At 70.1% G+C, this 26,609-nt stretch carries 26 protein-coding genes; 13 read left to right on the forward strand and 13 right to left on the reverse strand.

The features are described from left to right. The first annotated feature begins 25 nt into the window (after nt 1–25). Nucleotides 26–2,599, forward strand: coding sequence for an ATP-dependent chaperone ClpB (gene clpB, locus ID574_RS10525; protein ID WP_188188630.1), 2,574 nt, complete (start codon nt 26–28; stop codon nt 2,597–2,599). Between the two features lie 185 nt (nt 2,600–2,784). Continuing rightward, nucleotides 2,785–3,513: a hypothetical protein gene (locus ID574_RS10530; RefSeq protein WP_188188631.1), complete on the forward strand. Its 729-nt coding sequence runs from the start codon at nt 2,785–2,787 to the stop codon at nt 3,511–3,513. 302 nt (nt 3,514–3,815) lie between these two features. On the opposite strand, the gene ID574_RS10535 is transcribed toward ID574_RS10530, so the two are convergent. Beyond that, complete coding sequence (locus ID574_RS10535) at nt 3,816–4,346, reverse strand: tetratricopeptide repeat protein (protein WP_223166560.1); 531 nt, start codon at nt 4,344–4,346, stop codon at nt 3,816–3,818. A gap of 172 nt (nt 4,347–4,518) precedes the next feature. Between ID574_RS10535 and ID574_RS10540 the strand changes: the two genes are divergently transcribed. Beyond that, nucleotides 4,519–4,851: a hypothetical protein gene (locus ID574_RS10540; RefSeq protein ID WP_188188632.1), complete on the forward strand. Its 333-nt coding sequence runs from the start codon at nt 4,519–4,521 to the stop codon at nt 4,849–4,851. A 10-nt stretch (nt 4,852–4,861) separates the two neighbouring features. Here ID574_RS10540 and ID574_RS10545 read toward each other — a convergent pair whose 3' ends face one another. Further along, nucleotides 4,862–5,527 carry a TetR/AcrR family transcriptional regulator C-terminal domain-containing protein gene (locus ID574_RS10545; protein ID WP_188188633.1) on the reverse strand — a complete coding sequence of 222 codons (666 nt, stop codon included), beginning with the start codon at nt 5,525–5,527 and terminating at the stop codon, nt 4,862–4,864. A gap of 117 nt (nt 5,528–5,644) precedes the next feature. On the opposite strand from ID574_RS10545, the gene ID574_RS10550 reads away from it, so the two are divergent. Further along, nucleotides 5,645–6,223: a hypothetical protein gene (locus ID574_RS10550; RefSeq protein WP_188188634.1), complete on the forward strand. Its 579-nt coding sequence runs from the start codon at nt 5,645–5,647 to the stop codon at nt 6,221–6,223. A 7-nt stretch (nt 6,224–6,230) separates the two neighbouring features. Here ID574_RS10550 and ID574_RS10555 read toward each other — a convergent pair whose 3' ends face one another. From ID574_RS10555 to ID574_RS10570, 4 genes are all read right to left on the reverse strand, one after another. Next, nucleotides 6,231–6,797 carry a TetR/AcrR family transcriptional regulator gene (locus ID574_RS10555; RefSeq protein ID WP_336245502.1) on the reverse strand — a complete coding sequence of 189 codons (567 nt, stop codon included), beginning with the start codon at nt 6,795–6,797 and terminating at the stop codon, nt 6,231–6,233. A 134-nt stretch (nt 6,798–6,931) separates the two neighbouring features. After that, nucleotides 6,932–8,632 (reverse strand): SDR family oxidoreductase, encoded by a 1,701-nt coding sequence (locus tag ID574_RS10560; protein ID WP_188188636.1) that lies wholly within the window; start codon nt 8,630–8,632, stop codon nt 6,932–6,934. Between the two features lie 9 nt (nt 8,633–8,641). Then, nucleotides 8,642–9,727 carry a CapA family protein gene (locus ID574_RS10565; RefSeq protein WP_188188637.1) on the reverse strand — a complete coding sequence of 362 codons (1,086 nt, stop codon included), beginning with the start codon at nt 9,725–9,727 and terminating at the stop codon, nt 8,642–8,644. Nucleotides 9,728–9,787: 60 nt separating this feature from the next. After that, nucleotides 9,788–10,615: a helix-turn-helix transcriptional regulator gene (locus tag ID574_RS10570; RefSeq protein WP_188188638.1), complete on the reverse strand. Its 828-nt coding sequence runs from the start codon at nt 10,613–10,615 to the stop codon at nt 9,788–9,790. A gap of 133 nt (nt 10,616–10,748) precedes the next feature. Between ID574_RS10570 and ID574_RS10575 the strand changes: the two genes are divergently transcribed. Then, nucleotides 10,749–12,134, forward strand: coding sequence for an MFS transporter (locus tag ID574_RS10575; protein ID WP_223166561.1), 1,386 nt, complete (start codon nt 10,749–10,751; stop codon nt 12,132–12,134). A 305-nt stretch (nt 12,135–12,439) separates the two neighbouring features. Here ID574_RS10575 and ID574_RS10580 read toward each other — a convergent pair whose 3' ends face one another. After that, a complete protein-coding gene (locus ID574_RS10580) occupies nt 12,440–12,664 on the reverse strand; it encodes a DUF397 domain-containing protein (RefSeq protein ID WP_188188640.1) in 225 nt (74 codons plus the stop codon). Nucleotides 12,665–12,718: 54 nt separating this feature from the next. Next, nucleotides 12,719–13,582, reverse strand: a complete 864-nt coding sequence (locus ID574_RS10585) for a helix-turn-helix domain-containing protein (protein ID WP_188188641.1) — start codon at nt 13,580–13,582, stop codon at nt 12,719–12,721. A 366-nt stretch (nt 13,583–13,948) separates the two neighbouring features. On the opposite strand from ID574_RS10585, the gene ID574_RS10590 reads away from it, so the two are divergent. The 7 genes from ID574_RS10590 to ID574_RS10615 all read left to right on the forward strand — a co-directional run bounded on the left by ID574_RS10590 (nt 13,949) and on the right by ID574_RS10615 (nt 19,838). Further along, on the forward strand, nt 13,949–14,092 hold the full coding sequence (locus ID574_RS10590) for a hypothetical protein (protein WP_188188642.1): 144 nt from the start codon (nt 13,949–13,951) through the stop codon (nt 14,090–14,092). A 258-nt stretch (nt 14,093–14,350) separates the two neighbouring features. Further along, nucleotides 14,351–14,482 (forward strand): hypothetical protein, encoded by a 132-nt coding sequence (locus ID574_RS61515; protein ID WP_262495972.1) that lies wholly within the window; start codon nt 14,351–14,353, stop codon nt 14,480–14,482. A gap of 1 nt (nt 14,483) precedes the next feature. Next, a complete protein-coding gene (locus ID574_RS10595) occupies nt 14,484–15,131 on the forward strand; it encodes a hypothetical protein (protein WP_188188643.1) in 648 nt (215 codons plus the stop codon). A 124-nt stretch (nt 15,132–15,255) separates the two neighbouring features. After that, entirely contained in the window at nt 15,256–17,436 is a 2,181-nt protein-coding gene (locus ID574_RS10600) for a molybdopterin-dependent oxidoreductase (RefSeq protein WP_188188644.1), read from the forward strand. A gap of 1 nt (nt 17,437) precedes the next feature. After that, nucleotides 17,438–18,049, forward strand: coding sequence for an HD domain-containing protein (locus ID574_RS10605; protein WP_188188645.1), 612 nt, complete (start codon nt 17,438–17,440; stop codon nt 18,047–18,049). Nucleotides 18,050–18,168: 119 nt separating this feature from the next. Beyond that, entirely contained in the window at nt 18,169–18,990 is an 822-nt protein-coding gene (locus ID574_RS10610; protein ID WP_223166562.1) for a Rieske (2Fe-2S) protein, read from the forward strand. Between the two features lie 29 nt (nt 18,991–19,019). After that, the gene (locus ID574_RS10615) at nt 19,020–19,838 is read left to right on the forward strand and encodes an NAD(P)H-binding protein (protein WP_188188647.1); all 819 of its coding nucleotides are present in this window, start codon (nt 19,020–19,022) and stop codon (nt 19,836–19,838) included. Here ID574_RS10615 and ID574_RS10620 read toward each other — a convergent pair. The 4 genes from ID574_RS10620 to ID574_RS10635 form a co-directional block, all read right to left on the reverse strand. After that, complete coding sequence (locus ID574_RS10620) at nt 19,831–20,052, reverse strand: hypothetical protein (protein ID WP_188188648.1); 222 nt, start codon at nt 20,050–20,052, stop codon at nt 19,831–19,833. The genes ID574_RS10615 and ID574_RS10620 overlap by 8 nt on opposite strands. 22 nt (nt 20,053–20,074) lie before the next feature. After that, complete coding sequence (locus tag ID574_RS10625; protein WP_188188649.1) at nt 20,075–20,830, reverse strand: sulfite exporter TauE/SafE family protein; 756 nt, start codon at nt 20,828–20,830, stop codon at nt 20,075–20,077. Nucleotides 20,831–20,964: 134 nt separating this feature from the next. After that, the gene (locus ID574_RS10630; protein ID WP_188188650.1) at nt 20,965–21,888 is read right to left on the reverse strand and encodes an SPFH domain-containing protein; all 924 of its coding nucleotides are present in this window, start codon (nt 21,886–21,888) and stop codon (nt 20,965–20,967) included. Nucleotides 21,889–21,973: 85 nt separating this feature from the next. After that, nucleotides 21,974–22,762 carry an ABC transporter ATP-binding protein gene (locus ID574_RS10635; protein ID WP_188188651.1) on the reverse strand — a complete coding sequence of 263 codons (789 nt, stop codon included), beginning with the start codon at nt 22,760–22,762 and terminating at the stop codon, nt 21,974–21,976. Between the two features lie 68 nt (nt 22,763–22,830). Between ID574_RS10635 and ID574_RS10640 the strand changes: the two genes are divergently transcribed. Then, nucleotides 22,831–23,547, forward strand: a complete 717-nt coding sequence (locus ID574_RS10640; RefSeq protein WP_223166563.1) for a hypothetical protein — start codon at nt 22,831–22,833, stop codon at nt 23,545–23,547. Here the strand turns inward: ID574_RS10640 and ID574_RS10645 are convergent. Then, nucleotides 23,534–26,464: a serine/threonine-protein kinase gene (locus ID574_RS10645; RefSeq protein ID WP_188188652.1), complete on the reverse strand. Its 2,931-nt coding sequence runs from the start codon at nt 26,462–26,464 to the stop codon at nt 23,534–23,536. The genes ID574_RS10640 and ID574_RS10645 overlap by 14 nt on opposite strands. Between the last annotated feature and the right edge of the window lie 145 nt (nt 26,465–26,609).

A 26,609-nucleotide genomic window follows, 5' to 3' on the forward strand; every position in this document is an offset into this window, starting at 1 on the left:
GCTGCCACCGGGGGCCTAGAAGCACATGGACTACAAGCTCACCCAGAAGAGCCAGGAAGCGCTCTCGGGTGCCATGCGGCGTGCCGCCGCGGAGGGCAACCCGGAGATCGCCCCGGCTCACCTCCTCACCACGCTGCTCTCGCAGACGGGCGGCACCGCCGTGCCCCTGCTCGAGGCCGTGGGCGCCGACTGGCGCACGCTGCGGGCGCGGGCCGAGGAGCTGCTCGCGGCGCTGCCGAAGGCGCAGGGCGCGACGGTGGGGGCGCCGTCGAGCTCGCGCCAGCTCCTCACGGTGATGAACACCGCCGCCCAGCACGCCAACCGCCTGGAAGACCTCTACGTCTCCACCGAGCACCTGCTGGTGGGCCTGGCCGCCGACGGCGGCCAGGCGGCCGAGCTGCTCAGGTCGCAGGGCGCGACGCCGCAGGCGCTGCTCGACGCGTTCGAGAAAGTACGCGGCCACGCCCGCGTCACCAGCGAGACCCCTGAAGACACCTACCAGGCGCTGGAGAAGTACGGCGTCGACCTCACCGAGCGCGCCCGGTCGGGCAAGCTCGACCCGGTGATCGGCCGCGACTCCGAGATCCGCCGCGTGGTCCAGGTGCTCAGCCGCCGCACCAAGAACAACCCGGTGCTGATCGGCGAGCCCGGCGTCGGCAAGACCGCCGTCGTCGAGGGCCTGGCGCAGCGCATCGTGGCCGGTGACGTGCCCGAGTCGCTGCGCAACAAGCGGCTGATCGCGCTCGACCTGGGCGCGATGGTGGCCGGTGCGAAATACCGCGGCGAGTTCGAGGAGCGGCTCAAGGCCGTGCTCTCCGAGATCAAGGAGAGCAACGGGCAGATCGTGACGTTCATCGACGAGCTGCACACCGTCGTCGGCGCGGGGGCCGCCGAGGGCGCCATGGACGCCGGCAACATGCTCAAGCCCATGCTGGCCCGCGGCGAGCTGCGCATGATCGGCGCGACCACGCTCGACGAATACCGCGAGCGGATCGAGAAGGACGCCGCGCTTGAGCGCCGCTTCCAGCAGGTCTACGTGGGCGAGCCCACGGTCGAGGACACCATCGCGATCCTGCGCGGGCTGAAGGGCCGCTACGAGGCGCACCACCAGGTGCAGATCGCCGACAGCGCGCTGGTGGCCGCCGCGGCGCTGTCCGATCGCTACATCACCAGCCGTTTCCTCCCCGACAAGGCCATCGACCTGGTCGACGAGGCCGCCTCGCGGCTGCGCATGGAGATCGACTCCCGTCCCGTGGAGATCGACCAGCTCCAGCGCAACGTCGACCGCATGAAGATGGAGGAGCTGGCCCTCTCCAAGGAGACCGACGAGGCCTCGGTGCAGCGCCTCGAGCGGCTGCGCCGCGAGCTGGCCGACCGCCAGGAGGAGCTCAACGCCCTCGTCGGGCGCTGGGAGCACGAGAAGGCGGGGCTCAACAAGGTCGGTGAGCTGAAGAAGCAGCTCGACGAGGCCCGCAGCGCCGCCGAGCGGGCGCAGCGCGACGGCGACTTCGAGACCGCGTCCAAGATGATGTACGCCGAGGTGCCGCGGCTGGAGCAGGCGCTGAAGGCCGCCTCCGAGGCCGCGCCGCCGGACAACGCCATGGTGAAGGAGGAGGTCGGCGCCGACGACATCGCCGAGGTGATCTCGTCGTGGACCGGCATACCCGCCGGGCGCCTGCTGGAGGCTGAGACGGCCAAACTGCTGCGGATGGAGGAGGAGCTGGGTAAGCGGCTCATCGGCCAGCAGCGGGCCGTACAGGCCGTCTCAGACGCCGTACGCCGGAGCCGGGCCGGCATCGCCGACCCCGACCGGCCGACGGGCTCGTTCATGTTCCTCGGCCCGACGGGCGTGGGCAAGACCGAGCTGGCCAAGGCGCTGGCGGAGTTCCTGTTCGACGACGAGCGGGCCATGACCCGCATCGACATGAGCGAATACTCCGAGAAGCACAGCGTGGCCAGGCTCGTCGGCGCGCCTCCGGGTTACATCGGCTACGAGGAGGGCGGCCAGCTCACCGAGGCCGTCAGGCGGCGCCCGTACACCGTCGTGCTGCTGGACGAGGTCGAGAAGGCCCACCCCGAGGTCTTCGACATCCTCCTCCAGGTGCTCGACGACGGGCGGCTGACCGACGGCCAGGGCCGCACGGTCGACTTCCGCAACACGATCCTGATCCTCACCTCCAACATCGGCTCGCAGTTCCTCGTCGACCCGAAGCTGGAGAACGGCGCCAAGCGCGAGGCCGTCATGGGCGCGGTGCGGAGCTCCTTCAAGCCGGAGTTCCTCAACCGCCTCGACGACGTGATCCTCTTCGACGCGCTCGGCTCGGAGGAGCTGTCGCAGATCGTCGACCTGCAGGTCGAGCGCCTGGCCCGCCGTCTGTCCGACCGCAGGCTGACGCTGGAGGTCACGCCGGCGGCGCGCGAGTGGCTGGCCCTGACCGGCTACGACCCGCTGTACGGCGCCCGCCCGCTGCGCCGCCTCGTCCAGTCGGCCATCGGCGACAAGCTCGCCAAGGCCGTGCTGTCGGGGGAAGTCGTGGACGGCGACAAGGTCACGGTGGAGCTGGGCGACGACGAGCTGCTCATCCAGCGCGCCGCCTGACCCGCTCCTGTACGCGAAGCCCGGAGATCCAGCGGCGATCTCCGGGCTTCGGCGTGTCATGACACGGTCATCCGGGCGTTCAATTGGTAAGGTTCGGCCCTCTCTTCGGACAAGCCCCATGTCGGCCGTCGCGCCCGCGACTACGTTCTGCGTTCGTCACATCACCGACATCAAGGGGGCGTGCGGTGTCATCCCACAAGATCCGGAGCATCATCGCGGCGGCCGCCCTGGCCGCGGGCATCTCCTGGCTCGCCGCGGCACCCACGGACGCCGGGACCTGCGGCAAGAAGAGGCACGCCTCGGCCGAATGCGGCGAGAGCGTCGAAATGCAGGTGGACGACACCCTCCCCGGCAGCGCGAAGCTCACGCCGGAAGCTGCCTCCCTCGCCCTGGCCGCCGGTCGGCTGGCCAGGGAGCTCGGCCTGGCCGGCCTGGCGAGCGCGCGGCCCTCGCCTGACCTGCTCGACCTCGGCGGCATCGTGGCGACCTGGGGCATGCCTTCGGTGAGCTCCGCCTCGCCGGAGCTGTTCCCCACGGCCCGCGGGCCGGTCGGGATGGAGGACCTGGCGACCGAGGCCCACGTCCCCGACCTGCCGTCGCTCCCCATCCCGGGGACGCCGCTGGAGGAGCGGATCCCGCGGGACATGACGCTCGGCCGCGGCCCGTTCCCCAACGGGGTCACGGCCGCCGACGACGACGAATACGGTCCGGACGACCGCAAGAGCCCGGCGGACGGTCTCGAGAAGCCGGTGCGGGAGGTCGGGTCGAAGGTCATCACCGAGCTCCTGCCGAAGGCGGTGGACGGCGTCGGCGGGGCTTCCGTACTGAGTGTGCCGGGCATGCCGGGTGTTCCGGGACAGGGTGCGGGGCTCGAGGGCCTCACGAGTCTGGTCAAGGGCTTCGGTCTGCGGTGAGCGCGCGGCGTTCCAGCCATCCCGTCCGGGCGCGATCCGTGCCTGCCGCGCCCGGCGTCCCCTAACCGAGGGGGTCGCGGCCGGCCGCGAGCCGCGACCCCCTCGCCCCAGCCCGAACCCCCGTTTCCGGCTCTCCATGAGGATGCGTGTGTCCGGCACCACGGGACCCTGAGCACCGCCAAGGGCCCACGTCGCCGCTGAAGCGCCACGGCGTGCCGCCCCGCGCGCGTCCGGACGCACAACGACATGGATGCGTGTGTCGACGGATGGGATGCACACGCATCAAATCTGGAACGTGCCCGTCAGTGGACGAGCGCGTCCAGTTCGTCCTCGGGGAGCCCGAGATCGACCCTGATGCGGTAGCGCGTCCGCAGCGCCGCCACATGCTCGGGATCGCTCTCGTCGGACCCCAGCGCCGCCTGGGTGGCCCAGTCGAGGCCGCCCTGCAGATCTCCGTACGCGACCAGCGTCTCGGCGATCGTGTGCGCGGTCGCCGTGGAGACCCCTCCCTCACGGCGTATCGTCTCGATGACCTCCCTTGCCTCATCGGGCCTGTCGAGCTCGAAGAGCGTGTCGGCGATGCCGGCACGCGGGTCGAAACCCGCCTCGCCACCGTCCTCGACCGCGCGCTGGAAACACTCCATCGCGCGCGCGGGCTGGCCTGCCGCTCGCCACTCCTCGGCGGCGAGGACCAGGATGGACGCCCTGGAGACGTCGCCGGACGTGTAGTCGAGGGCGACGTCGTACAGCCGACTGGCCAGGGAACTGTGGTCGTCGGCCAGCAGGGCCTGCTCAAGCAGACGATCAAGGTGCTCACGGGTCACATGCGCCACACCGCGAGACTACCGAGCCGACCGGCGCTTTGCCCGGTCAATGCGCATCGCCGGTCGACCCCATATTCGGTAACGTCTGGTCCAATCCTGATTACAGTACGCGTGTTTGTGCACGCCACAGGGCATATAGCAGTCGCTCTGCGTCCCGCGAGCGGAAGGGGCTGTGATGGGCATGTCCAAACAGACGACCTTCGCGCTGGCTTGTGCGGTCGTATTGTCCGCTCTCGTCCCGGGTGTGGCAGGCTACATGTCGGCCCGGTGGGAGGCCATCGAGGCGGCAGAACGCAATCTGCGGGCGCTGGAGGCGAGGCTGGATCTCCGCGAGGCGCGTGACGCGCGCCCGGTGTCGTTCCCGGCGCCATGCGTCCGCACGCCGCCCACGCCGCGGCTCCAGCAGCTGCCCACCACCGCGCTCGGCGACCGGCGGCACTGGCCCGGTGACGTGCCGGCCTGGACTCCCGGACCGCTGGACGAGGCGGGGAACGCCCCCGAGAGCGAGCAGTGAGGCGCCCTCGTCAACGAGCGCCCAGGCGGGCCTCGAGGCCGTCGAGCACGGTCTGGAGGCCGAACTCGAAGCGCTGGCCGGGCCCGTCGTCGCCGGGTGCGTCCATGCGGGCCCGCAGCCGCGGGAACCGTGACGCGATCTCGGCGATCTGCTCGATGGCCGCCCGTTCCCGTTCCTCCGGATCGCCGCCGGCGCGACGGAGCCGCCGCCTCCAGGCGGCGTCGGACGCCTCGCCGATGGCCTGACCGAGGGCGAAGACGAAGACCGCGTTCATCGCCCACTCCACCTGCCTGCCGGTGAAGCCCGCCGCCTCGTAGACCCCGATGAGGTGGTTGTCGTGGCGGGCCTTGCCTGGGCCGTAGATGAGGTGGGTGCTCATGGCCGTCACCAGCCACGGATGCCTGATGACCATCGCGTGGAGGTTGCGCGCCATGGCGGCGGCCGCCTCCCGCCAGCCCACCTGCTCGACGTCGGGCAGCTCGATCTCGCCCCACACCTCGTCGGCGGCAAGGACGACGAGGTCGTCCTTGTTCTTGACGTGCCAGTAGACCGCCGTGGCGGCGGAGCCCAGCCAGGCACCGAGGCGGCGCATGTTGAGCCCCTCGACCCCCTCGGCGTCCAGGACCTCGACGGCGGCACGGACGATCTGCTCCCTGGACAACGTCTCACGCGGCATGCGCCAAGCATAGACCGCACTTGCACTAAGTTCGAAAGCTACTTGCACTTAGTACAAGTCTCGGCGTACGGTCGCCTTGCACAAAGTTCAAGTCATTGCCCGGCAAAGGAGTGCGCCATGAAAACCGACGTCCACACCCGGCGCCCGCGCAGCGTCGTGCTCGCCGCGGTGCTGCAGTTACTGACCGCCGTCCCGTTCGTGCTCGGGACCTACGTCGTCCTCGCCCACGGCGCCCGGGCGCAGGCGGCCGCCGAGGCGGAGGTCGCCCGGCAGGGGCTCCCGCCCTCCCTCTTGGACCAGCACGGCGTCAGCTTCGGCAACAGCACGTCAGAGCTGCCCTTCGCCGTCGCGATCGTGCTGATCCTGGCCAGCCTCGCCCTGCTCAACCTGAACGGAAAGCGCCTCGGCCGCACCCTGTCCTGGATCTTCCAGCCGATCCTCTTCGTCGCCGGCGCCGTCATCGTCCCCGGCCAGGTGTTCGTCGCCCCTCTGCTCGAGTCCGCGTTCAAGAGCTCGGGAGACCCGGCACTCGCGCGCATCGACGTGGTGTCCCTGGTGGACTCGACCACCCAGGTCATGCCGGGCTGGCTGCACCACGCGGCCGTCGCCAAGCTCGCGCTGACGACGCTCGGCTCCGTGCTCGTCGTCGCGCTGCTCGCCCTGCCGTCGGCGCGGGCGCACTTCCGGGGCCGGTGAGCGCGCCCTACGCGGGCGGCGACCAGGACCTCAGCTGGCGGGACAGGAAACCGCGGATCAGCTGCTTGGCGGCGTCGACGATCTCGGGGTCACCGTCGGGGTCGCGGCGGAAGGCCAGCTTCAGCACGGCGTCGCCAGCCTCGACGGCCACCAGCACCGCCAGGTCGAGCGCCGGGCTGTCGGCCAGCCCGAACTCCTTCAGGAACAATCCCCGCAGCCGCCCCGCGATCACCGTGTTGTTGTCGGAGTCGGAGTCGAGCAGGTTGAGGTCGACGGCGTCGCCGAAGTGGAGGCTCTTGAAGCCGGCGACGGTGCGGTGCATGTCGACGTACTCGTCGATGATCGCGTCGACCGCCTCCCACCAGCCGCGGTAGTCCTCCTCGAGGAACCTGCGGTCCACCCTGCGGACGAACTCCTCGACGTTGCGCCGGGTGAGCTCCTGGGTGATGGCTCGCTTGTCGGGAAAGAACTGGTAGACCGACCCGATGGCCACGCCGGCCCGCTCGGCTATGCGGGTGGTGGACAGGGCCTCGTATCCGGCCTCGTCGAGCAGCTCGGCGCAGGCGTCGAGCATGCGCTCAACCCGCCGGGCGCTGCGGCGCTGTGCGGGCCGCCGCCTGAGAGCTTGGGGCTGGGCGCAATCGTCATCCATTTGCGGCGAAGACACGTATGCATCTTCTCCCGTTCGGGCGATCGTTACTTGCAAATTTATGGATTTCTCGTTGCCCGGCTCAGCCGCGCCAGCCCTCGCATCGCCCTGGGCGAAATCCTGGATAGTGCATAGCCTATTTTGCCTTCGAGGTTGACCGGTACCACCGCCTGATTCCGGTGCACGGCCCGCAGAATGTGGGCGGCCACCCGCTCGGGGGGATAACGGCGCAGGGCCAGCCCACGCACGGCCTCCTCCCGGAGGTCCCGTCCCACGTACGTGGCGTGGCCGGCCAGCGGAGTGGACACGAAGCCCGGACAGACGGCGCTGACGCCGATCCCGTGCCCGGCCAACTCCGCCCTCAGGCAGTCGCTGAGCATCTTCACGGCCGCCTTCGACACCGAGTACGCGGGCAGCACCCGGGACGGGGCGAACGCCGCCAGGGAGGCGACGTTGACGATGTGCCCGCCCTGGCCCCGCTCGACCATGGCGGCGCCGAAGAGCCGGCACCCGTGAATGACGCCCCAGAGATTGACGTCGAGCGTCCTGCGCCAGTCGTCCACCGTATGATCAAGAATGGGCCCGGCAACGACGATCCCGGCATTGTTGACCACAATGTCCGGCACCCCATATTCAGAGATGATTTTTCGCGAAAAATCCTCCATTTGATCGATATCGGCGACATCTACCTGCACGGCCCACGCCGTACCGCGAAGGTCCTTCGCAATGCCTTCCGCCGCCCGCGCCGCCGCGCTGTCGTCGATGTCCGCGCAGACCACCTCGGCCCCGTGGGCGGCGAAGGCCCGCGCCGTGGCCAGCCCGATCCCCGACCCCGCCCCGGTGACCACCGCCAGCCGGCCCCCGAACGCCCCGCGCCGCACCCCCGCCCTCCGCAGCTCCCTCGTGGGCGCCGCGCCGTCGACGTGCGCGGCGAACTCGGCGATCATCCCGGCCACGAGGTCGGGATGGCTGCGTTGCGCGTAGTGCCCGGCCGCGACCCTGCGATGCCAGAACCTCGGCACCCACTGCCCGATCGAGGCCAGCAGCGCACGCGTCACGAAAATGTCCCGGGTGAGCTCGACGAGCTGCACGGGCACGTCGACGACCCGCGGATCGAGGCCGTCCCCGCGCCCGGCGCCCATGTTGCGCCGATAGAGCCACAGCCCGTTGCGCGCGTCCTCCACCAGGGTCTCGGCCGGATGCCCGTCCCTCGGCCCGACGCCGTCGCCGTACCCGCCGGCGACGAGACGGGGCAGGAGCGATCCCCAGACCAGCTCCGGCACCACGGGAATGCGGAATCCGGCGATGTACCACGATCGGGTCAGTTGCGCGGCCACGTCGCGCCGCCTGCCGTGCCGCAAGAAGTGGGCCGCGTGCCGCAGCCCAGGACCGCCGACGCTGGTGTACGAGGCCACCCGTTCCGCGACCTCGGGCCGGCTCACCGCCTCCCATCCCTGCAGCGCCCCCCAGTCGTGCCCGACGAGGTGGACCTTCGGCTTGCCCACGGCGTCGATCACGGCACGCAGATCGTCCATCAGCCGGTCGAAGCCGTAGTCGCGCCCGTCCGAGGGCTCTGTTGACGCGCCGGCCCCGCGCACGTCGTACCGCACCACGTGGAAACGGTCGCGCAACCGCTCCACCACCTCGTCCCAGACGCGGTGGGTGTCCGGATAGCCGTGCAGCAGCAGGACCGTCGGAGCGGCCGGGTCGCCGTCCTCGAAGACCGCCAGCCGCACGTCACCGGACTCGACCCGCCGCATCGCGACCTCCTACGGGACGGTTGAGGGCCGGGCGGAGAGCCCGGTGCAGGAGCGCAGCGCCTTCCAGTCGGCCACGGCCTGGGTCTTGGCCGCCCCGGTCATCGGGACGGGGACGCCGCCCTGGATGGTGGCCGGGGTCCAGCGCTCCTTCAAGATCTTCCGTCCCTCGATGGTCAAGGTCAAGACGCCGGTCCTGCCGGTGGTCGCCGGGTTGGAGTTGTAGAAGACGAAGTTGCCCATCCCGTAGTTGACGTAGGCGTTCTTGAGATATCCGGATCCGAGCAGGATGTGCGCGTGCCCGCCGACGATCACGTCGGCGCCCGCCTTGACCAGCTTGGGGGCGAGCGAGAGCTGCGCCTCGTTGGGGCACTTCTGCATCTCGGTGCCCCAGTGCAGGTGAACGATCACGGTGTCGGAGTTCTTGCGCGCCTGCCGTACCGCTCTCAGCAGGCTCGCCTCCTCCTTGGCCGAGGCCAGCCCGCCCTTGTCGGCCGTGGCCGTCCACGACGCGATGAACTCGGCGTCCAACACCTGCGTGGCCCCGATGATCGCCACCCGGTTCCCGTTCACGGTCTTCCTGAACGGCTTGTACGCCTCCGCCGCGTTCTTCCCGATCCCCACCACGGGATACTTGCTGCGCTTGATCGCCGCCAGCGAGTCGGCCAGCCCGCTCTCCATGTAGTCCATGCCGTGGTTGTTGGCCATGGACACCACGTCCACCCCGGCGGCCTTCAACGCGGTGAACGCGGTGGCGGGCGCCCTGAACGTGAACTGCTTGCCCGGCGCCGGCGTCCCGCCGGTGGTGATGGCCGTCTCCAGGTTCACCATCGCCAGGTCGGACTTGCGCAGCACGCTCGCGATCGGCCCGAGCGCCGTGCGCGGATTCGACAGCCGGGGCCGCAGGATCCCCTCGAAGTGCACGTCACCACCGAACGAGATCGTGTACGGCCGCCGCTCCGGCGTGGGCTCCTCCGTCGGCACGACGGCCGCCTGCTGGTCGATCTGCTTGCGCTGCTGCTCCGTCTCGGGCGCCGAGGAGCACGCGGCAAGCGACGCGACGACCGCGAACAACGGGAGGGCACGGGGGAGTCTCATCTGCCGCCACTTCCGCTCGGATCCTGACTTTTAGGGATCGAGCATGCCATGTCGGACAGATCAGCGGGCAACCCCCATCAATTTGCTCATCGCAGTCCTGGTCTCGTCGTCCATCGGCGTGTAGACGATCACCCGGATCTCGGGCACGGTCGTGAGGCTGGTCGTGCTGAAGCGCAGCTCCCCCACCTCCACGTGCTCGAACACCTTCACCCTCGGCCCGGGGTCGGCCACGTCCTGCCTGGCCCACAGCCGGGCGAACTCGGCGCTCTCCGCGCTGAGCCGGCGGACGAAGTCCTGCCAGCAGGGATCGTCGGCGTGACGGCTGTAGGCACCCCTGAAGACGGCGACCGCCCGCGCCAGCTCCTGATCGCGATTGATCAACCGCGTCGTGGGGTCGGCAGTGAGGCAGGTCACCCAGAGCGAGTTGCGCTCCCCCTCGGGCGCGTTGACGAGCTCGGGGAACAGGGCGGCGTAGGCGGCATTCCAGGCCAGGGCGTCGCAGCGGCCGTTGGAGACGACGGCCGGCATGTCGCCGAGCCTGTCGAGTATGCCCTGGAGCTCGGGCGTCACCTGCCCGGAGTCCGCGGGGGCGGGCATCTCCACGTGCCCCGCCAGCCGGTAGAGGTGCTGCCGCTCGGCGCTGTCGAGCCGCAGCGTGCGCGCGATGGCGTCGAGCACCTGGGTGCTGGCGTTGATCGGCCGCCCCTGCTCCAGCCACGTGTACCAGGTCACGCCGACCCCGGCCAGCTGCGCGACCTCCTCGCGCCGCAACCCCGGAGTGCGCCTGCGCGGCCCGGGCGCCAGATCGACCATCTCGGGGGTGATCCGCTCGCGACGTGTACGCAGGAACGCCGACAAATCCGCACGTCTCGCCTCTGCCACCGTCATGTCCCCACTATGCGGGCATCAGGCAACTCTTATCCAGTTACCACCAGTACCAGTATAAAGGGGCTCTCGTTACTGGTACTGAACTGGCGGCAAACTGATCAGCATGACGCAAACTGCCGCTTTGACTCCTTCCGTGGACACAAAACCACAGAGAGGAACCCAAGCCAGCGGCCTGCTCCTTGCGATCATCCTCGTGGGGCAGTTCCTGGCCATCCTGAACGTCAACATCGTCAACGTGGCCACACCGACGATCGAGGCCGACCTGCACTCCTCAGGCGCCGGCCTGCAGATGATCGTCGCCGGATACACCATTGTCTACGCCGTGCTGTTGATCACTGGGGCCAGGGTCGGCGACCTGTTCGGCTACCGCAACGCGTTCCTGTGGGGGCTGGCGGCGTTCACCGCCACCACGCTCGCCGCGGGCCTGGCGCCCTCCACCGGCTGGCTGGTGGCTTTCCGCCTGCTCCAGGGCGCCGGCGCGGCGATGATGATGCCGCAGGTCCTGACGTTGATCCAGCGCAACTACCAGGGTGCGGCGAGGGGCCGGGCGATCGGGCTGTGGTCGCTGACGGTCAGCGGCGGCATCGTGGTCGGCCAGGCGCTCGGCGGCATCCTGCTGGGCTTCGGCGCGGGCTGGCGGATCGTGTTCCTGGTGCTGGTCCCCATCGGCGCGGTGCTGCTGGCGACCGGGTTCAAAGTGCTGCCGGCCGACGAGGGGGGCGGCCGGACGGGGCTCGACCCGTGGGGCCTGGTGACCCTGTCGGTGGCGGTGCTGCTGTTCGTGGTGCCGCTGGTGCTCGGCCGCGATCTCGGCTGGCCGCTGTGGGGCTGGATCTCGATGGGAATGAGCGTGGTGACGTTCGGGGGGTTCGTCCGCATCGAGCGGTGGGTGACCGCGCGTGGCGGCCGTCCCCTGGTGGACGCGCAGGTGCTGCGTGCGCCGGGCATGCGGCCGGGGCTGGCGATCCTGCTCTTCGGCCCGGCCACCTGGGGCGCGTACCTGTTCACCTCCGCCCTGCACCTGCAGAGCGAGCTGCACCTGTCGCCGCTGGCCTCCGGCATGATGCTGGTGCCGTGCGCGCTGGCCTTCGGCCTGGTCGGGCTCTTCTGGCCGCGACTGCCGGTCCAGTTGCAGCGTCCGCTGGTGCCGTTCGGCTACGTGGTGGCCGCGCCCGCGTACCTCGGTCTCGGGTTCTTCGCCGACGGCGGGGTGGCGTACGCGATCATGAGCATGCTCATCGGCGCCGGGCTCGGCGTGCAGGTCGCCGTGACCAACATGGCGACCGAGCAGGTGGACGGCGCGTACGCGGCGGACGCCAGCGGCGCGCTGCTCACCGTGATGCAGCTCGGCCAGGTGATCGGGGTCGCCACGGTGGGAACGTTGTTCATCACGCTCAGCCAGGGCCACTCCACGGTGTCCGCGCCCCTCGGCGCGGCGTTCGCCATGGCGGGCCTGGCCGTGCTCGCCGGCCTGAGCTCGATCTTCCTCGTCCGCCGGCGCGTGCCCTCATCCGCCTGAAACCCCACGGTCGGCACGAAAAAACGGCGCGTCCTGAAAAAGGACGCGCCGCGCGCGTGTTCCAGCGGAATTCTTCCGGAGCTCGCCGCTTTTCGCCGTCAGCCTTGAAACGGCTCCGGTAAGGCCTCTTATCACACCGGAAAATCGCGGCGGCGTGGGCAGCGGTCGACGCCGCGTGGCCGGTTGATCATCCGAGGGGATGCTGTGCCATGATAGGTGCGGTGTTCAAGCCGAGGCCCGTGCGGGCCTTGCGGGGAGCGGCCCTGCGATGTTGCCGTCATCAACGTCGCCGGGCCGTTTCTTTATCAGGCGCTCGTGGCCAGTGTCGCCAGGTCGAATTCACCCTCGCGTACGCCGGAGGTGAACGCGGCCCACTCCGCCGGAGTGAACACCAGAACGGGACCGTCCTGCTCCTTGCTGTCACGCAGCGCGACGTTTCCGTCGGAGAGGGGGGCGACCTCGACACAGGCATCTGCGCCATTGCAGAAGGTGCTCTTCCGCCAAGCCGCCTTCGAAGGGTGGTTGTGCATTTTCTCCCCAAATAGCTAAAGGGGCTCCGTTGCCCCTTGTTGAGGTGGTCGTCTCTAACGCCGCCAGAGCATGGCCTTGCGCTGAATGAGGACTCGGGACTCGTCCTCGTCCAATGCCTCCGCCTTGATGTGGTCGAAGGCGGTTTCGTATCCAGCCACTCGTGCGAGGTCTTCGACGAAGCTGGCAGTATACAGCTGCTCTAGGTACACAACATCGTCAAATGCCGCAAACTGCAGGTGAATAAAGGTACCGGTGTTCACCGGATGAAGGGAGTCCATGGTCAGGACGTGCACACCGACATGCGGCAGCATGGATATCTCCAGGAGATGCTCCATCTGTTCACGCATCACCGAAGGCTCGCCGAAGCGGCGCATCAGCGCCGACTCGTCGAGCACGACCGTGAGCCGGCAGGGATCCGGCCGGTGCAGAACACGCTGCTGCCGATCGAGGCGGGCCTCGACGCGGCTGCGGACACCGCTGTGCGTGATGCGCGCGATGCCCCGGGAGGCCAGGATGACCTCCCGCGCGTAGTCCTCGGTTTGCAGGAGGCCGGGCACGATCTGGGGTTCCCACGATCGCTGAGAGATCGCCTCCGCCTCCAGCCCCAGGAATCTTGTGTACTCCTCGGGCAGAGAGTCTTCGTAATCCTCCCACCACCCCCGCTGCTCCGCATCCCGCAACAGGCCGATGAGTTCGTCAAGTTTGTCTCCATCGACGCGATAGAGCTTCACCAGCGCCTTGATGTCGTCTGTGCTGGGCATGGTCCTGGCGGCCTCGATGCGGCTGACCTTGCTCGGGGACCAGCCGAGCTCTTTGGCCGCCCTCGCCCCGGTGAGCTTTCGCCGCTCGCGCAGCAAGCGCAGCTCCTGGCCGAGCCGGAGCCTGCGCACCGTGGGGCTGCCCTGCTGCGATGGCACCGTCCACTCTCCTTGTCGGGAAGGAAGGTGTAGCCGGAAGGAATGGTTTGGGGCCCGACTTTCGGGGCCGTTCGCCCAATCTTACACTGCAAGTTGCACGAGTCGTGCCGATTGGCCTTGCCAGAAGGCTTTCACGGGTAGAGCGTAGGAGCAAGACGAGTTCCGCGAAGCTCCCCCAGGTAGAGGAGCTCTTCCAGCTAGCTCCCCCATCTAGGCGGATCCGACACTTCTCGTGCAAGTTGCATGGCAAGTCCAGAGGCAAGATGCGAAGAAATTCAAATCTTCCTTGCTCAAGGTATTGCAGCAGGGCGCACCTGGGGGGACGATCGGGTAGACGGAGGTTTCTCGAGTGTGAGGAGGCCGGGCATGACGACATCGCCGCACGCACCGGGCTTCCCGCTCATGATCGCGTGCCCGCACGCGGGCCGTCACGCCGGCAACGTCGCCGTCCCGGAATCGAATCTCAACCCCAGGGAGGGCGCCTGCCGGAAGGATCGCGAAATCGCCTGACGAGTGCAGCGCTACGGAATCGAGCGCATGTGGGCTCAGCCGAGCACAAAAAGTGCCGGCCGACGCCGATGACCAGTTCCCCGCATATGGGCTGCCACCCAGCGACGGAACCGGTCATCAGCCGTCGGACCGGCAAAGAAGCCACCTCTAGAAATGCCGCGAAAGGGGTCTTCTATGTACTCACAAGGTACCAAGGGACTCAGCCGAATCAAGTCCCGGATCCGGGAACTCATCGCATGGGCCGATCGCGAAATCTGCATGGAGCCCGACGAATTCGCATACCGCATCGGGTGGACCGTGACCAAGACGGGATTCGGCGCCCGTCGCTACCGGGATCCACGCTTCGACCAGCTCCGCCTGCCCCGCCGGGTGCACGAGGAGGTGACGTGAGGTGCCGAGGAACCCGCGCAACCAGATCTACCCGGCCAACGAGGACCTGCCCGCCGCCCGGGGCGGCGGGCCGCTCGTCCGGCTCTGGCGCATCCGCACCGAGTTGCTGATGCTCGCCGCGCTTGCGCTGTTCACGCTGACCGTGCTGGGCGCGACGCGGGAGGGCCAGTGGGTGCCCTTCGTGCTGCTGACGAGCGCGATCTCGGTGCCGGCCGTCACCAGGACGGGGCGAAACTGGATCACCGCCCACTTCTGGTGCGTGGTGTCCAGGCACCGCCTGCAGCGGGTCTGCCTGGAGACGACGATGCACACCAGGGCAGGGCGGATCCCCCTGGTTCTGTGGATCACGCCGACGACGACCGGCGAGAAGGCGCTGATCCTGACGCGGGCCGGGATCTGCGCCGAGGAGTTCGAGGCGTACAGCGAGGAGATCGCGGCCGCCTGCTGGGCCAGGAGCGTGAACGTCTACCGGCACCGCACGCGGGCGCACCTGCTGATCGTGGAGATCGTCCGGCGTGACGAGGTCCCGGGCGCCGCCTCACCGGGGCTGGACCGGCTCTATGGCCGGCACGCCTGGGTCTCGCTCCGGCCCGACCTCGAGGAGCCGCCTGATCTGCGCACCCCGGTCATGGTGCCGCAGGTCGGCTAAGACCCTGGGAAGGGAATGGGGCCTGATCCCAGGGGCAAGCCCCGGAGACCGCGGGGGCTCCGGGGCTTCCGCATGCGCCGGGTACGGGCCAAGATGAGTTCAGCTGGCGAACTCAGGAGGCGTGATGACGTCGACCGTCCACCGGACTTGTCCGCTCTGCGAGGCCGTCTGCGGCCTGACGCTCACCCTCGACGAGGGCGGGCACGTGACCAGCGTCCGCGGCGACAAGGACGATCCGTTCAGCAAGGGGTTCATCTGCCCGAAGGGAGCCAGCCTCGGCCGGCTGGACGAGGACCCCGACCGGCTGCGCAAGCCGCTCGTCCGGGAGGGCGACCTGTGGCGCGAGGTCGGCTGGGACGAGGCGTTCGCCGCCGTGAAGGCGGGCCTCGACCGGGTGACCGACCGCCAGTCGATCGCCGTCTACCTCGGCAACCCCAACGCGCACAGCATGGCGGGGGCTCTCTACGGCGCCCCGCTCATCAAGGCCCTCGGCACCCGCAACGTGTTCTCCGCCAGCACCGCCGACCAGATGCCCAAACACGTGGCCAGCGGCCTGATGTTCGGGCACCCGCTGGCCATCCCGGTCCCCGATCTCGACCGCACCGACTACCTGCTCATGCTGGGCGCCAACCCGCTGGAGTCCAACGGCTCGCTGTGCACCGCGCCCGACTTCCCCGGCCGGCTGAAGGCCCTGCGCAGGCGCGGCGGGCGGCTCGTCGTGGTCGACCCGCGCCGCACGCGGACCGCCGCGCTGGCCGACGAGCACGTGTTCGTCCGCCCGGGGACCGACGCGTACCTGCTGTTCGGCATGGTCCACACGCTGTTCGCCGAGGATCTCATCACGCCTGCCCAGGAGGTCAACGGGCTGGCGGAGGTGCGGGAGGCGGCCAAGCACTTCCCGCCGGAGTCCGTCGCCCGCCGCACCGGGGTGCCCGCCGACGTGATCGTGCGGCTGGCGAGGGAGCTCGCGGCGGCGCGTACGGCCGCCGTGTACGCCAGGATCGGCACGTGCACGGCCGAGTTCGGCACGCTGGCCCAGTGGCTGGTGGACGTGCTCAACGTGCTCACCGGCAACCTCGACCGGCCGGGCGGCGCCATGTTCCCCAAGCCCGCGACGGAGTTCGGGGCGCGCCGCCGGCCCTACCAGGTGGGGCGGTGGAGGAGCCGGGTCCGGGGCCTGCCCGAGGCGAACGGCGAGCTGCCGGTGGCCACGCTCGCCGACGAGATCGAGACGCCGGGCGAGGGGCAGGTCACGTTCCTGATCACGATCGCGGGCAACCCCGTCCTGTCAGCGCCCCACGGGGACAGGCTCGATGCGGCCTTCCAGCGGCTCGACTTCATGGTGAGCGTGGACCCGTACCTGAACGAGACCACCAAGCACGCCAACGTGATCCTGCCACCGCCGCGGGTGCTGCAGTCGGGGCACTATGACTTCGCGCTGCTCGGATTCGCCGTACGCAACTACACGCGGTATTCACCGCCGCTGCTGCCGCTGGACGGGCAGCCGTCCGAGGCCCAGATCCTCGCCAGGCTGGCCATGATCGCCTCGGGGCTCGAAGGTGACCTGGACGCGTTCGTCATCGACGAGATGCTGCGCAAGGCCACGCAGACGCCGGGCTCCGGCGTCGAGGGCCGCGACGTCGCCGAGCTGCGCGACGCGCTGGAGGGCGAGACCGGCGGCGAGCGCAGGCTCGACCTCATGCTCCGGCTCGGCCCGTACGGCGAGTGGACCGGCAAGGGCGACCTGTCGCTGCGCAAGCTGCTCGACAACCCGCACGGCCTGGACCTCGGCCCGCTGGAGCCCCGCCTGGACGAGGTGCTCAAGACCGCCTCCGGGCTGATCGAGCTGGCGCCGCCGCAGCTCATCGAGGACGTGGAGCGGCTGCGGAGCAAGCTGGACGAGGAGCCGCCGGAGATCGTCCTGATCGGACGGCGCCACCTGCGCTCCAACAACAGCTGGCTGCACAACGTGGGCACGCTGGTCGGCGGCAGCAACACCTGCACGCTGCAGATCAACCCGGCAGACGTCGCCAGGCTGGGGCTGGACGGGGAGGCCGTGGTGCGCTCGGCGAAAGGCCAGGTCACGGTGCCGCTGGAGCCCACCGACACCATCATGCCCGGCGTGGTCAGCCTGCCGCACGGCTGGGGTCACGCGGGCAGCGCGCAGAGCGTGGCCGCCGAGCACGCCGGGGTCAGCGTGAACGCGCTCACCGACGAGTCAGCCATCGACGTTCCATCTGGTAACGCAGTGTTCAACGGAGTTCCGGTCAGTATTTCACCAACCGGGGTGATCAACGCACATTAGGGTGTCGCGCGTGACTATCGCGCCAGAAGAGGACCGCCTGACCGCCCAGATCTCCTTCGCCATCGAAATCGACAAGTTGAAGCGGATCATCCGCCGCAACCATCTCATCGACGGTTCGCGGCGGGAGAACTCCGCGGAGCACTCCTGGTACGTGGGCATGCTGGCGATGGTCCTCGGCGAGCATGCCCCGCCGGGGACCGACCTCCAACGGGTGGTGGCCATGTTGCTGGTGCACGATCTGGTGGAGATCGACGCCGGTGACGCGTTCGTCTACGACCCGGTGGAGGTGGCCGCGCAGCCCGAGGCCGAGCGGGCGGCCGCCGAGCGCATCTTCGGCCTGTTGCCGGAGGAGCAGGCTGCGTGGGTGCGGGAGCTCTGGGACGAGTTCGAGGCCCGGAGTACACCGGAGGCCAAGTTCGCCAAGGCGCTCGACCGCTTCGCCCCGATCCTGGCCAACCACCACACCGAAGGCGGCACGTGGCCGCTGTTCAAGGTCAAGGCCTCGCAGGTGAGGGAGAAGGTGCGGATGATCGAGGAGGGCTCCCCCTCGCTCGGCGCGTACGCCCTGGAACTGGTTGAACTCTCCGTGGCCAGAGGGCACCTGTCCGAGTGATCCCCTCGCGGCCGGGGTAGGGGACTGTCGTGAAAGAGTCAGTACGAGCGAGACGTCGGCAATTGCGGGGTTTCGCCGGGCCGGTTGCCCTAGCCGATCGGCTCGAGAAGTCGAAGGCCATGGACAAGCCCGTCAGAGTGCTGGCCAAAGCCGTACGCCGGCGCATTCCTCCCGGCCGACTACGCGACCTGCTGCACGGCGTGCCCCTGGGCGAGCCGCTGCACCCGCCGCTGGCCTCGGTCAGCCTGGGCTGCTGGATGTCGACGGCCGTGCTGGACCTGGCGGGCGCCGACGCGCGGGCCGCGCGGCTGCTGCTGGCCACGGGCGTCGCCAACGCGCTGCCCACCGTGGCCGCCGGGCTGACGGACTGGTCCTCTCTCCACCGCGAGCAGCAGCGGGTGGGTTTCGTCCACATGCTGTCGAACCTGACCGCGTTCAGCCTGTTCTCCGCGTCGCTGGCGGCCCGCCTGCGCGGCCAGGAGCGCACCGGGAAGATATTGTCCTTCACCGGGCTGGGCATCGGCATGCTCGGCGCCTATCTGGGCGGCCACATGGCGTACCGGCAGGCGGCGGGGGCCAACCACGCCCCGCAGGTCACCCACCTGGTGCCGCTGGGCTGGCACGACCTGTGCCCCATCAGGGATCTGCCGGACGGCCGGCCGGTGGCGCGGCGGCTCGGCTACATCCAGCTCTTCGTGCTGCGCCAGGGCGACGGCGTGACCGTGCTCGCCGACCACTGCCCGCACCTGGCCGGGCCGCTGCACCAGGGCCGGCTGGTCATGAGCGACGGCGAGGCGTGCGTGGTCTGCCCGTGGCACGGGAGCACGTTCCGGCTCGCGGACGGCTCCGTGCGGCACGGGCCCGCGACCGCTCCCGCGCCCACGTTCGAGACGCGGATCCGGCGGGACGGCACGATCCAGGTCCGGCCCGGCTTGACCTGAAGTTTGGTTGAGGTCCTACCGTCCTTTCCATGGGAAAGATTCTGGTGACCGGCGCGACCGGGAATGTGGGCAGGCATGTGGTTTCCCAGCTCGCGGACGCCGGACTGGCGGTACGTGCGCTCGTCAGGGACCCCGGGCGGGCGCGGCTGCCGGTGGAGATGGCGCAAGGCGACCTCACCGTGCCGGAGACGCTGCACCCGGCGCTGGAGGACGTCGAGAGCGTGTTCCTGCTCTGGCCGGGTTTCACGGCGGACGGCGCGGCCGAGGTCGTGGAGGCGATCGCCAAGCACGCGCGGCGCGTCGTGTACCTGTCGGCCAACGTCCCCGACGAGCCGGTGACGCACTACCACGAGATCGAGCGGCTGATCCGGCATTCGGGGACGGCCTGGACGTTCCTGCGGCCCGGCGGTTTCGCGGTCAACACCTTGGGGTGGGCCGGGCAGATCCGGCAGGGGGTCGTGCGCTGGCCGTACGGGCAGGCGTCCAGGTCGCTGATCCACGAGAAGGACATCGCGGCGGTGGCCGTGCACGTGCTGACCTCGGGCGGACACAGCGGGGCCACGTACGTCCTCACCGGCCCTGAGCAGCTGACCCAGGCCGAGCAGGTGCGCGTGATCGGCGAGGTGACGGGGCGCGAGGTGCGGTGGGAGGACCAGGCGCCGGACGAGGCCCGCGAGCAGCTCATGGCAGCCTGGGGCGACCCGGCGTTCGTGGAGGACGCGCTGCGGGCGTGGGAGGGGTTGGTGACCGTTCCCGAGCCCGTCACCGGCACCGTGGAGAGGCTGCTCGGCAGGCCCGCGCTGACGTTCCGCCAGTGGGCGGAGGACCACGTGTCGGACTTCAGGTGACCTCGTCGGCCGGGTGCTCGACAAGTGCCAGGATGCGGCTGGACATGAACCGGGCCGTGCGTACGGGGGTGCCGCTGCGGGTGACCTCGCTCACCTCGACGAGCCCCCGGCGCGTGGCCACCTCGACCCGCCGGCCGGCGCGGGTGGCCCTGATCTCATAAGTACGCGGGGTGCCGCCCGCGTCGATGACGATTTCCACCCGGTCACCCTTCATGTCCGGGTTATACCCATTACCGCTATCCGTACACCAGTACGATAATTGCGGTGACCCCCACGGCCACGATGATCCCCCGCAGCACGGAAGACGGGATCCGCCGCCCCAGCGTGGCGCCGAGGTAGCCGCCCGCCACCGCGCCCAGGGCCACCGCGAGCACGGCCTGCCAGTCCACGTCCGCGACGATCACGAACAGCACGGCCGCCACGGCGTTGACGACCAGCGCGAGGACGTTCTTCGCGGCGTTCACCCGCTGGAGGTGGTCGTCGAGGAAGCTGCCGAGCAGGCCGATCAGCAGCACGCCCTGGGCCGCGCCGAAGTAGCCGCCGTAGACGCCCGCGGCCAGCACGCCCAGCCACAGCGCCGCGCCCCCGTGCGGATGCGTGTGCTGGCGCCGCTCGGCCAGCCGGCGGTTGAGCGTCGGCTGCGCCAGGACCAGCACGCAGGCCAGGGCGATCAGTGCGACCACGACGTACTCGAAGACGTCGGGGTCCAGGAACAGCAGCAGGATCCCGCCGATCAACGCCCCGGCCGCCGAGGCCGCGCCCAGGCGCAGCAGGCGGGCACGCTGGCCCAGGAGTTCGGCGCGGTAGCCGTACGCACCGGTGAACGAGCCGGGGACGAGGCCGACGGTGTTGGAGACGTTCGCCGTGATGGGGTCGACGCCGACGGCCACCAGAGCCGGGAACGTGATCAGCGACCCGGACCCGACGACCGCGTTGATGGCGCCCGCCAGCACCCCGGCCGCGCACACCACGACCAGTTCCCACCCCGTCACGAACCCTCCCCGACTCAGGCATGGGCGCAGCCTGCGCCGGCCGCGCCGCGCGCGGCCCACCGTAGGCGCGTACCCGCTGCCTGCGGCGGCCCGCTGCACGCGGCCCACCGTAACGGGAGATCGTCAGCGGGTTGTCAGGGGGTGTCCGGACCCTTGGGGGGCGAGAAGAGGCCGCCCAGTCCCTCCAGGACCTTGCCCATCTCCGACGGCACGATCCAGATCTTGTTCGACTCCCCCCTCGCGATCTCCGGAAGGGTCTGCAGGTACTGGTACGCGAGCAACTGCTGGTCCGGCTTCCCCTCGTGGATGGCCTTGAACACCATCCCGATCGCGTCCGCCTGCCCCTTGGCCCGCATGGCCTGGGCCTCCGCCTCCGCCTGCGCCCGCAGCACGGCCGCCTCGGCCTCGCCGCGCGCCCGCAGCACCGACGCCTGCTTCTCGCCCTCCGCCGCCAGGATCGCCGCCTGCCGCTGCCCTTCGGCGGCCAGCACGGCAGCGCGCTTGTCGCGGTCGGCGCGCATCTGCTTCTCCATCGAGTCCTGGATGGAGGCGGGCGGGTCGATGGCCTTCAGCTCGACCCGGTTGACCCGGATGCCCCACTTGCCGGTCGCCTCGTCGAGCTCGCCGCGCAACGCGGTGTTGATCTCCTCGCGTGAGGTCAGCGTGCGCTCCAGGTCCATGCCGCCGACCACGTTGCGCAGGGTCGTGACCGTGAGCTGCTCGACGGCGACGAGGAAGTTGGCGATCTCGTACGTGGCCGCCTTCGGATTCGTGACCTGGAAGTAGATCACGGTGTCGATGGAGACCACCAGGTTGTCGGAGGTGATCACCGGCTGCGGCGGGAACGACACCACCTGCTCGCGCAGGTCGATCATGTCCTTGATGCGGTCGATGAAGGGCACCACCAGGTTCAGCCCCGGTGTCAGCGTCCGGTGGTAGCGCCCGAGCCGCTCCACGATGGCCGCCGTGGCCTGCGGGATGATGCGGATGGTACGGACCATCCCGAAGCCCACCGCCGCGACCACGACGAGGGCGACGATGAGCTGCTCGACGGACATGGCGACGCTCCGAAGTCGAAGGAACCGACTCCGTAGATCCTATTTCGTTTCGGCTTTGTGGGGCCTTTATGCGTATAAAACGTGATCAGTATGCGCGGGCGTACCAGCGGCCCTCCGCGCTGCGCTCCAGCGACAGCGGCACCCCGAACGTCTGGGACAGGTTGTCGGGCGTCATGACGTGCTCCAGCGGCCCCTGGGCCACCACGGAGCCGTGCCGCATCAGCAGCCCGTGCGTGAACCCGGCCGGCACCTCCTCCACGTGGTGCGTCACCAGCACCAGCGTCGGTGAGCGGTAGTCGCCGGCCAGCAGGGACAGACGGCGCACCAGGTCTTCGCGACCGCCGAGGTCGAGCCCGGCCGCGGGCTCGTCGAGCAGGAGCAGTTCGGGGTCGGGCATGAGGGCGCGGGCGATCTGCACCCGCTTGCGCTCGCCCTCGGACAGGGTGCCGAACCGCCGCCTGATCAGGTGGGCCGCCCCCATCATGTCGATCAGCTCGACGGCCCTGGTCACGTCGTTGGAGTCGTATTCCTCGGTCCAGCGGCCCATGATCCCGTAGGAGGCCGTCAGCACGAGGTCGATGACCTTCTCCTCGGGCGGGATGCGCTCGGCCAGCGCGGCGCTCGCCAGCCCGATGCGCGGCCGCAGATCGAAGACGTCCGCCTGGCCCAACCGCTCGCCGAGCACCTCGATCAGACCCTCACTCGGATAGAGCAACGTGGCCGCGACCTGCAGCAACGTGGTCTTGCCCGCACCGTTGGGACCGATGACGACCCACCGCTCGTCCTCGCTGACCGTCCAGTCGATGCCGCGCAGCAGGGCCGCTCCGTCGCGCCTGACGGCGACGTCCTGGAGCCGCAGCACCTGACCACCCATCCCCGAACCTCCTTTTGGAGTCACCCTCGGGACAAACCTATTGCAGGGCGAGCGCTTATCGTGGATCGGTGCGCCCTGAATCGCCTGTCTGTCCCGCCCTGGTCGCCTGGGGCAACGCGTGGCTCGCCGGCCATGTCGGCCTCGACGAGGCGGCTGACCACGTGGAAGTCGTCGGCGGGCCCGCCGTCGCAGGTGAGGTTCCGCTCCGTAAATACCTCGCAAACCTGCGTGTCGGCGGGCTGCGCGAACTGCGTCTCGCCCTGCCGGCGCCCGGCGACCCCCTCGGGCTGTCGGGCCCCGCGTCGTTCAACTCGGCCGCGATCGACGCCGGTCAGGCCGTGATCGCGGTGCTCGACGACGGCAACCTCGGGCTGGTGCCGGTGCCGGACCACCGCGGGTCGTCCTATGCCGGGGTACGCCTGGAGGTGCACGAGTCCGGGCCGGTACGCCACGACCTGCCGTCGCTCGCCGAGGCCGAACGAGACCTTTCCGACGCCATACGCTCGGCCACCGAGGCGTTGACCTCGGTCGAGGGCCCCGCACAGGACCGTCCCGAGCTGGGAGGCCGGGGCGGTGAGCTGGCGCCGGGCTATCCCCCGCGCGCGCACCGCGTCTCCACGCTGGCCACGCGGCTGGCCGCGGTGCTGCACCTGGCCGACGACCGGGGTCTCACGTCCGGGCAGATCGCCGCCCGCGGCGCCGCTCTGCGCGAGCTCGACCGCGCGGTGCGGCGCGCGCTCGTGGCCGCCCACCACGCGATCTTCGAGCCGCTCAGGAACCACTAGCCGCGTCCTCGGCCTTCCACATCCTGACCAGCTTGTCCTCGCCCGCCGAGACGACGGCGACGCGGTCGCCGACGGAGACGATGCCGACGGCGTACACGCCGCTCTTGTGTGCCTTCACCGGCTTGCCGAGCGCCTTGCGGGTGTCGGGATCCCACAGCCTGATCGTGCCGTCGGTGCTGCCGGACAGCAGTACCGTGCGATCACCCATGGTGCCGAAAGACAGCGCGTAGATGTTCTTCTTGTGGCCGGACATGGTGCCGAGGGTCTTGCCGTTCTTCGGATCCCAGATCCGGATTTTTCCGTCCTTGCCGCCCGAGGCCACGACCGTCTTCCCGCCGACCTTGCCGACCGTGACCGCGTACACGCCCTTCGAGTGGCCCTTGTACGCCTTCCCGTACGCCTTGCGCTTGGACATGTCCCACATGCGCAGGGACTCGTCCCCACTGGCCGAGATCGCGATCGCGCGGTCGCCGATGTGCGTGGCGCTGAGCCAGTTGACCGGCTTGCGGTGGGCCCTGATGCTCTTGCCCATGGCCTTGCGTTTGTCGAGGTCCCAGAAGCGCAGATAGCCGTCGGCGTCGCCGGTGACCGCCACCCACTTGCCCTTGACCTTGGTCACGGCGGCTGCGAAGACGGACTGGCCGTGCCAGCCGAGGATCTTGCCCTTGCGGGTCTTGAGGTTCCACAGGCGGACGCTGCCGTCGTAGCCACCGGAGACGGCCACGGGGGTCTTGCCCATCATCGCGCCGGCGACGGCGTACACCTCCTGGCTGTGGCCCTTCATGGTGGCCAGGGACTTGTGCTCGGCCAGGTCCCACAGGCGTACGCGGCCGTCCTGGCCGCCGGTGACCAGCCAGGTCGTCTCGTCGCCGACGGACACGGCGGAGAACGTCTGGACTCCCTTGGTGTGGCCCTTGAGTGACTTGCCGTCCTGCTTGCCCACCACCGGGACCGTCGTCTGCTGCTCGGTCTGGGCGGGGGCGGGCGTCGTGGTGACCACCGTGGGCGTGGGTGTGGACGTGATCGTCGGCGTGGGGGGCGGGGTGGGGGTGAACGACGTGGTCGCCTGGGTGAGGGTCTTCCCGCCCGGGTCCGAGGTGCTTCCGAACATCTTCGGGCTGAAGTACAGCACGCCGCCGGCCAGGACCAGCGCCACGGCGAGCGCGCCCGCCACCATGGCCGCCCGTCGCCGCCTGGCCTTGGCCGTGTCGGACCGCTCCCCGGCCTCGACGTTCTCGAAGAAGGCGTCGTTGTCGCCCCGGGGCGGCTCGCCCTTCTTCGACCGCCGGGGACCGTCCTGCCCTTGGCCCGGCGCGTGTGGATTCGGCGCCGCGTTCATGGGATAGGGCGGCCGGTATTGCCCGCCCGGCGGGGGTTGCGGCGGCACGAACGACCCGGCCGACCGACCAGAGGCCGGCTCCTGCTGCTGCGCCCCCGGCACCTGCTGCGCCGCCGGCGTGAACGGCGCCGCCGCCTGCGGGGACAACGGTGTGTACGGTGCTGGCGGCTGCTGCGACGACGCCCGGGGTCCGCCGGCCGGGTACCCGGCGTTGGCGGGAGGCGCCGGCGGGCCCGCATAGGCGTCACCCGACGGATTGGCCCAGCCGGACGCCGCATGTCCCGCCGGCGCAGGCCCTTCGGGGCTGACCCACCCGGCCCCGCCGACCGGCTGCTGCACCCCCGGAGGCGCCCACCCGACTCCCGACGCCACTCCGCCGCCCCCGGCAGCCTGCCCCCCGGAGCCGTGCGGCCCGACGCCATGCGGCCCCGACGCGTGCGGCCGGGACGCATGTGGCCCGGAATCGCGCGGGCCAGCGCCATACGGGCCAGCGGCGTGCTGTCCCGACACCTGCGGTCCGGACACCTGCGGCCCAGCGGCCTGGGGACCGGAGCCCTGCGGTCCGGCCGCATGCGCTCCAGTGCCCGACGATCTCTCGGCAGGCGAGCCCGAGGGCACGGCGGCCGCCGGTGACCCTCCGGGGCTGGCCCAGCCGGAGGCCGGAGGGCCGGAAGCGGCCGAAAGGCCGGGCGTGGGTGAGGGGGGTTGCTCGGCGGCCAGTTGGGAGCCGGTGGTGAGGGCGACCTCGTCGTCGAGCCGAGGCGCCGCCCCCTGGTTCTCCAGCAGCGCGAACAGCACGTCGGCCGCCGTGGGCCGCTCCTCGGCGCGCTTGTTCAGGCACGACTGCACGATCGGCCGCAGATCGTCGGGCAGCGCCGACAGGTCCGGCTCCTCGTTCATCACCCGGTAGATGACCGCCGGCAGGCTGTCCTGCCCGAACGCGGGCCGCCCGGTGGCGGCGAACACCATGGTCAGGGCCCAGCTGAACATGTCGCTGGCGGGCCCGACCCGTTCGGCGGAGATCTGCTCAGGCGACATGTACGCCGGCGTCCCCACCACCCCGCTGCTGATCGTCATCGCCGAGTCCAGCGCCCTGGCGATGCCGAAGTCGATCACCCGCGGCCCGTCGCTGCCGATCAGCACGTTGCTCGGTTTGAAGTCCCGATGCACGATGCCCGCCCGGTGGATGGCGGCCAGCGCGGTGACCGTGCCGACGGCCAGGCGGTAGAGCGCCCCGCCCGTACGCGGCCCCTCCCGCTGCACCACGACCTGGAGCGACACGCCGTCGACCAGCTCGCTGACGATGTAGGCCTGCTCGCCGTCCATGTTCGCGCCGAGCACCTGCGCGGTGCAGAACTGAGCGACCCGGCGCGCCGCCGCCACCTCGCGCATGAACCGCTCGCCGTCCAGGCCCGGTTTGTCGAGGCGGGTGTTCAGCAGCTTGATCGCCACGAGCCGCCCGTCGGGCGCCTCCCCCTTGAAGACGATCCCCTGCGCCCCTTTGCCCAGGCGGCCGAGCAACCGATAGTTGCCCAGCGACTGCGGATCACCCGGCTGTAAGGGGTGCGTTTCCGGCACCTGGTCCTCCCCCTTGTGCTAGACCCCCGATCACAAGCGTGATAGGCCAGCGCAAACCCCCGCAAGCCATCCCAGGTCACGAAAGATCATCACTCATTGCGAAAAAGTTGCCCTTCGCAATAATCGTGGAGATGATCGGGGATTT

Origin of the sequence: Nonomuraea sp. SYSU D8015 (assembly GCF_008065375.1) — a bacterium.
Lineage (GTDB): Bacteria > Actinomycetota > Actinomycetes > Streptosporangiales > Streptosporangiaceae > Nonomuraea.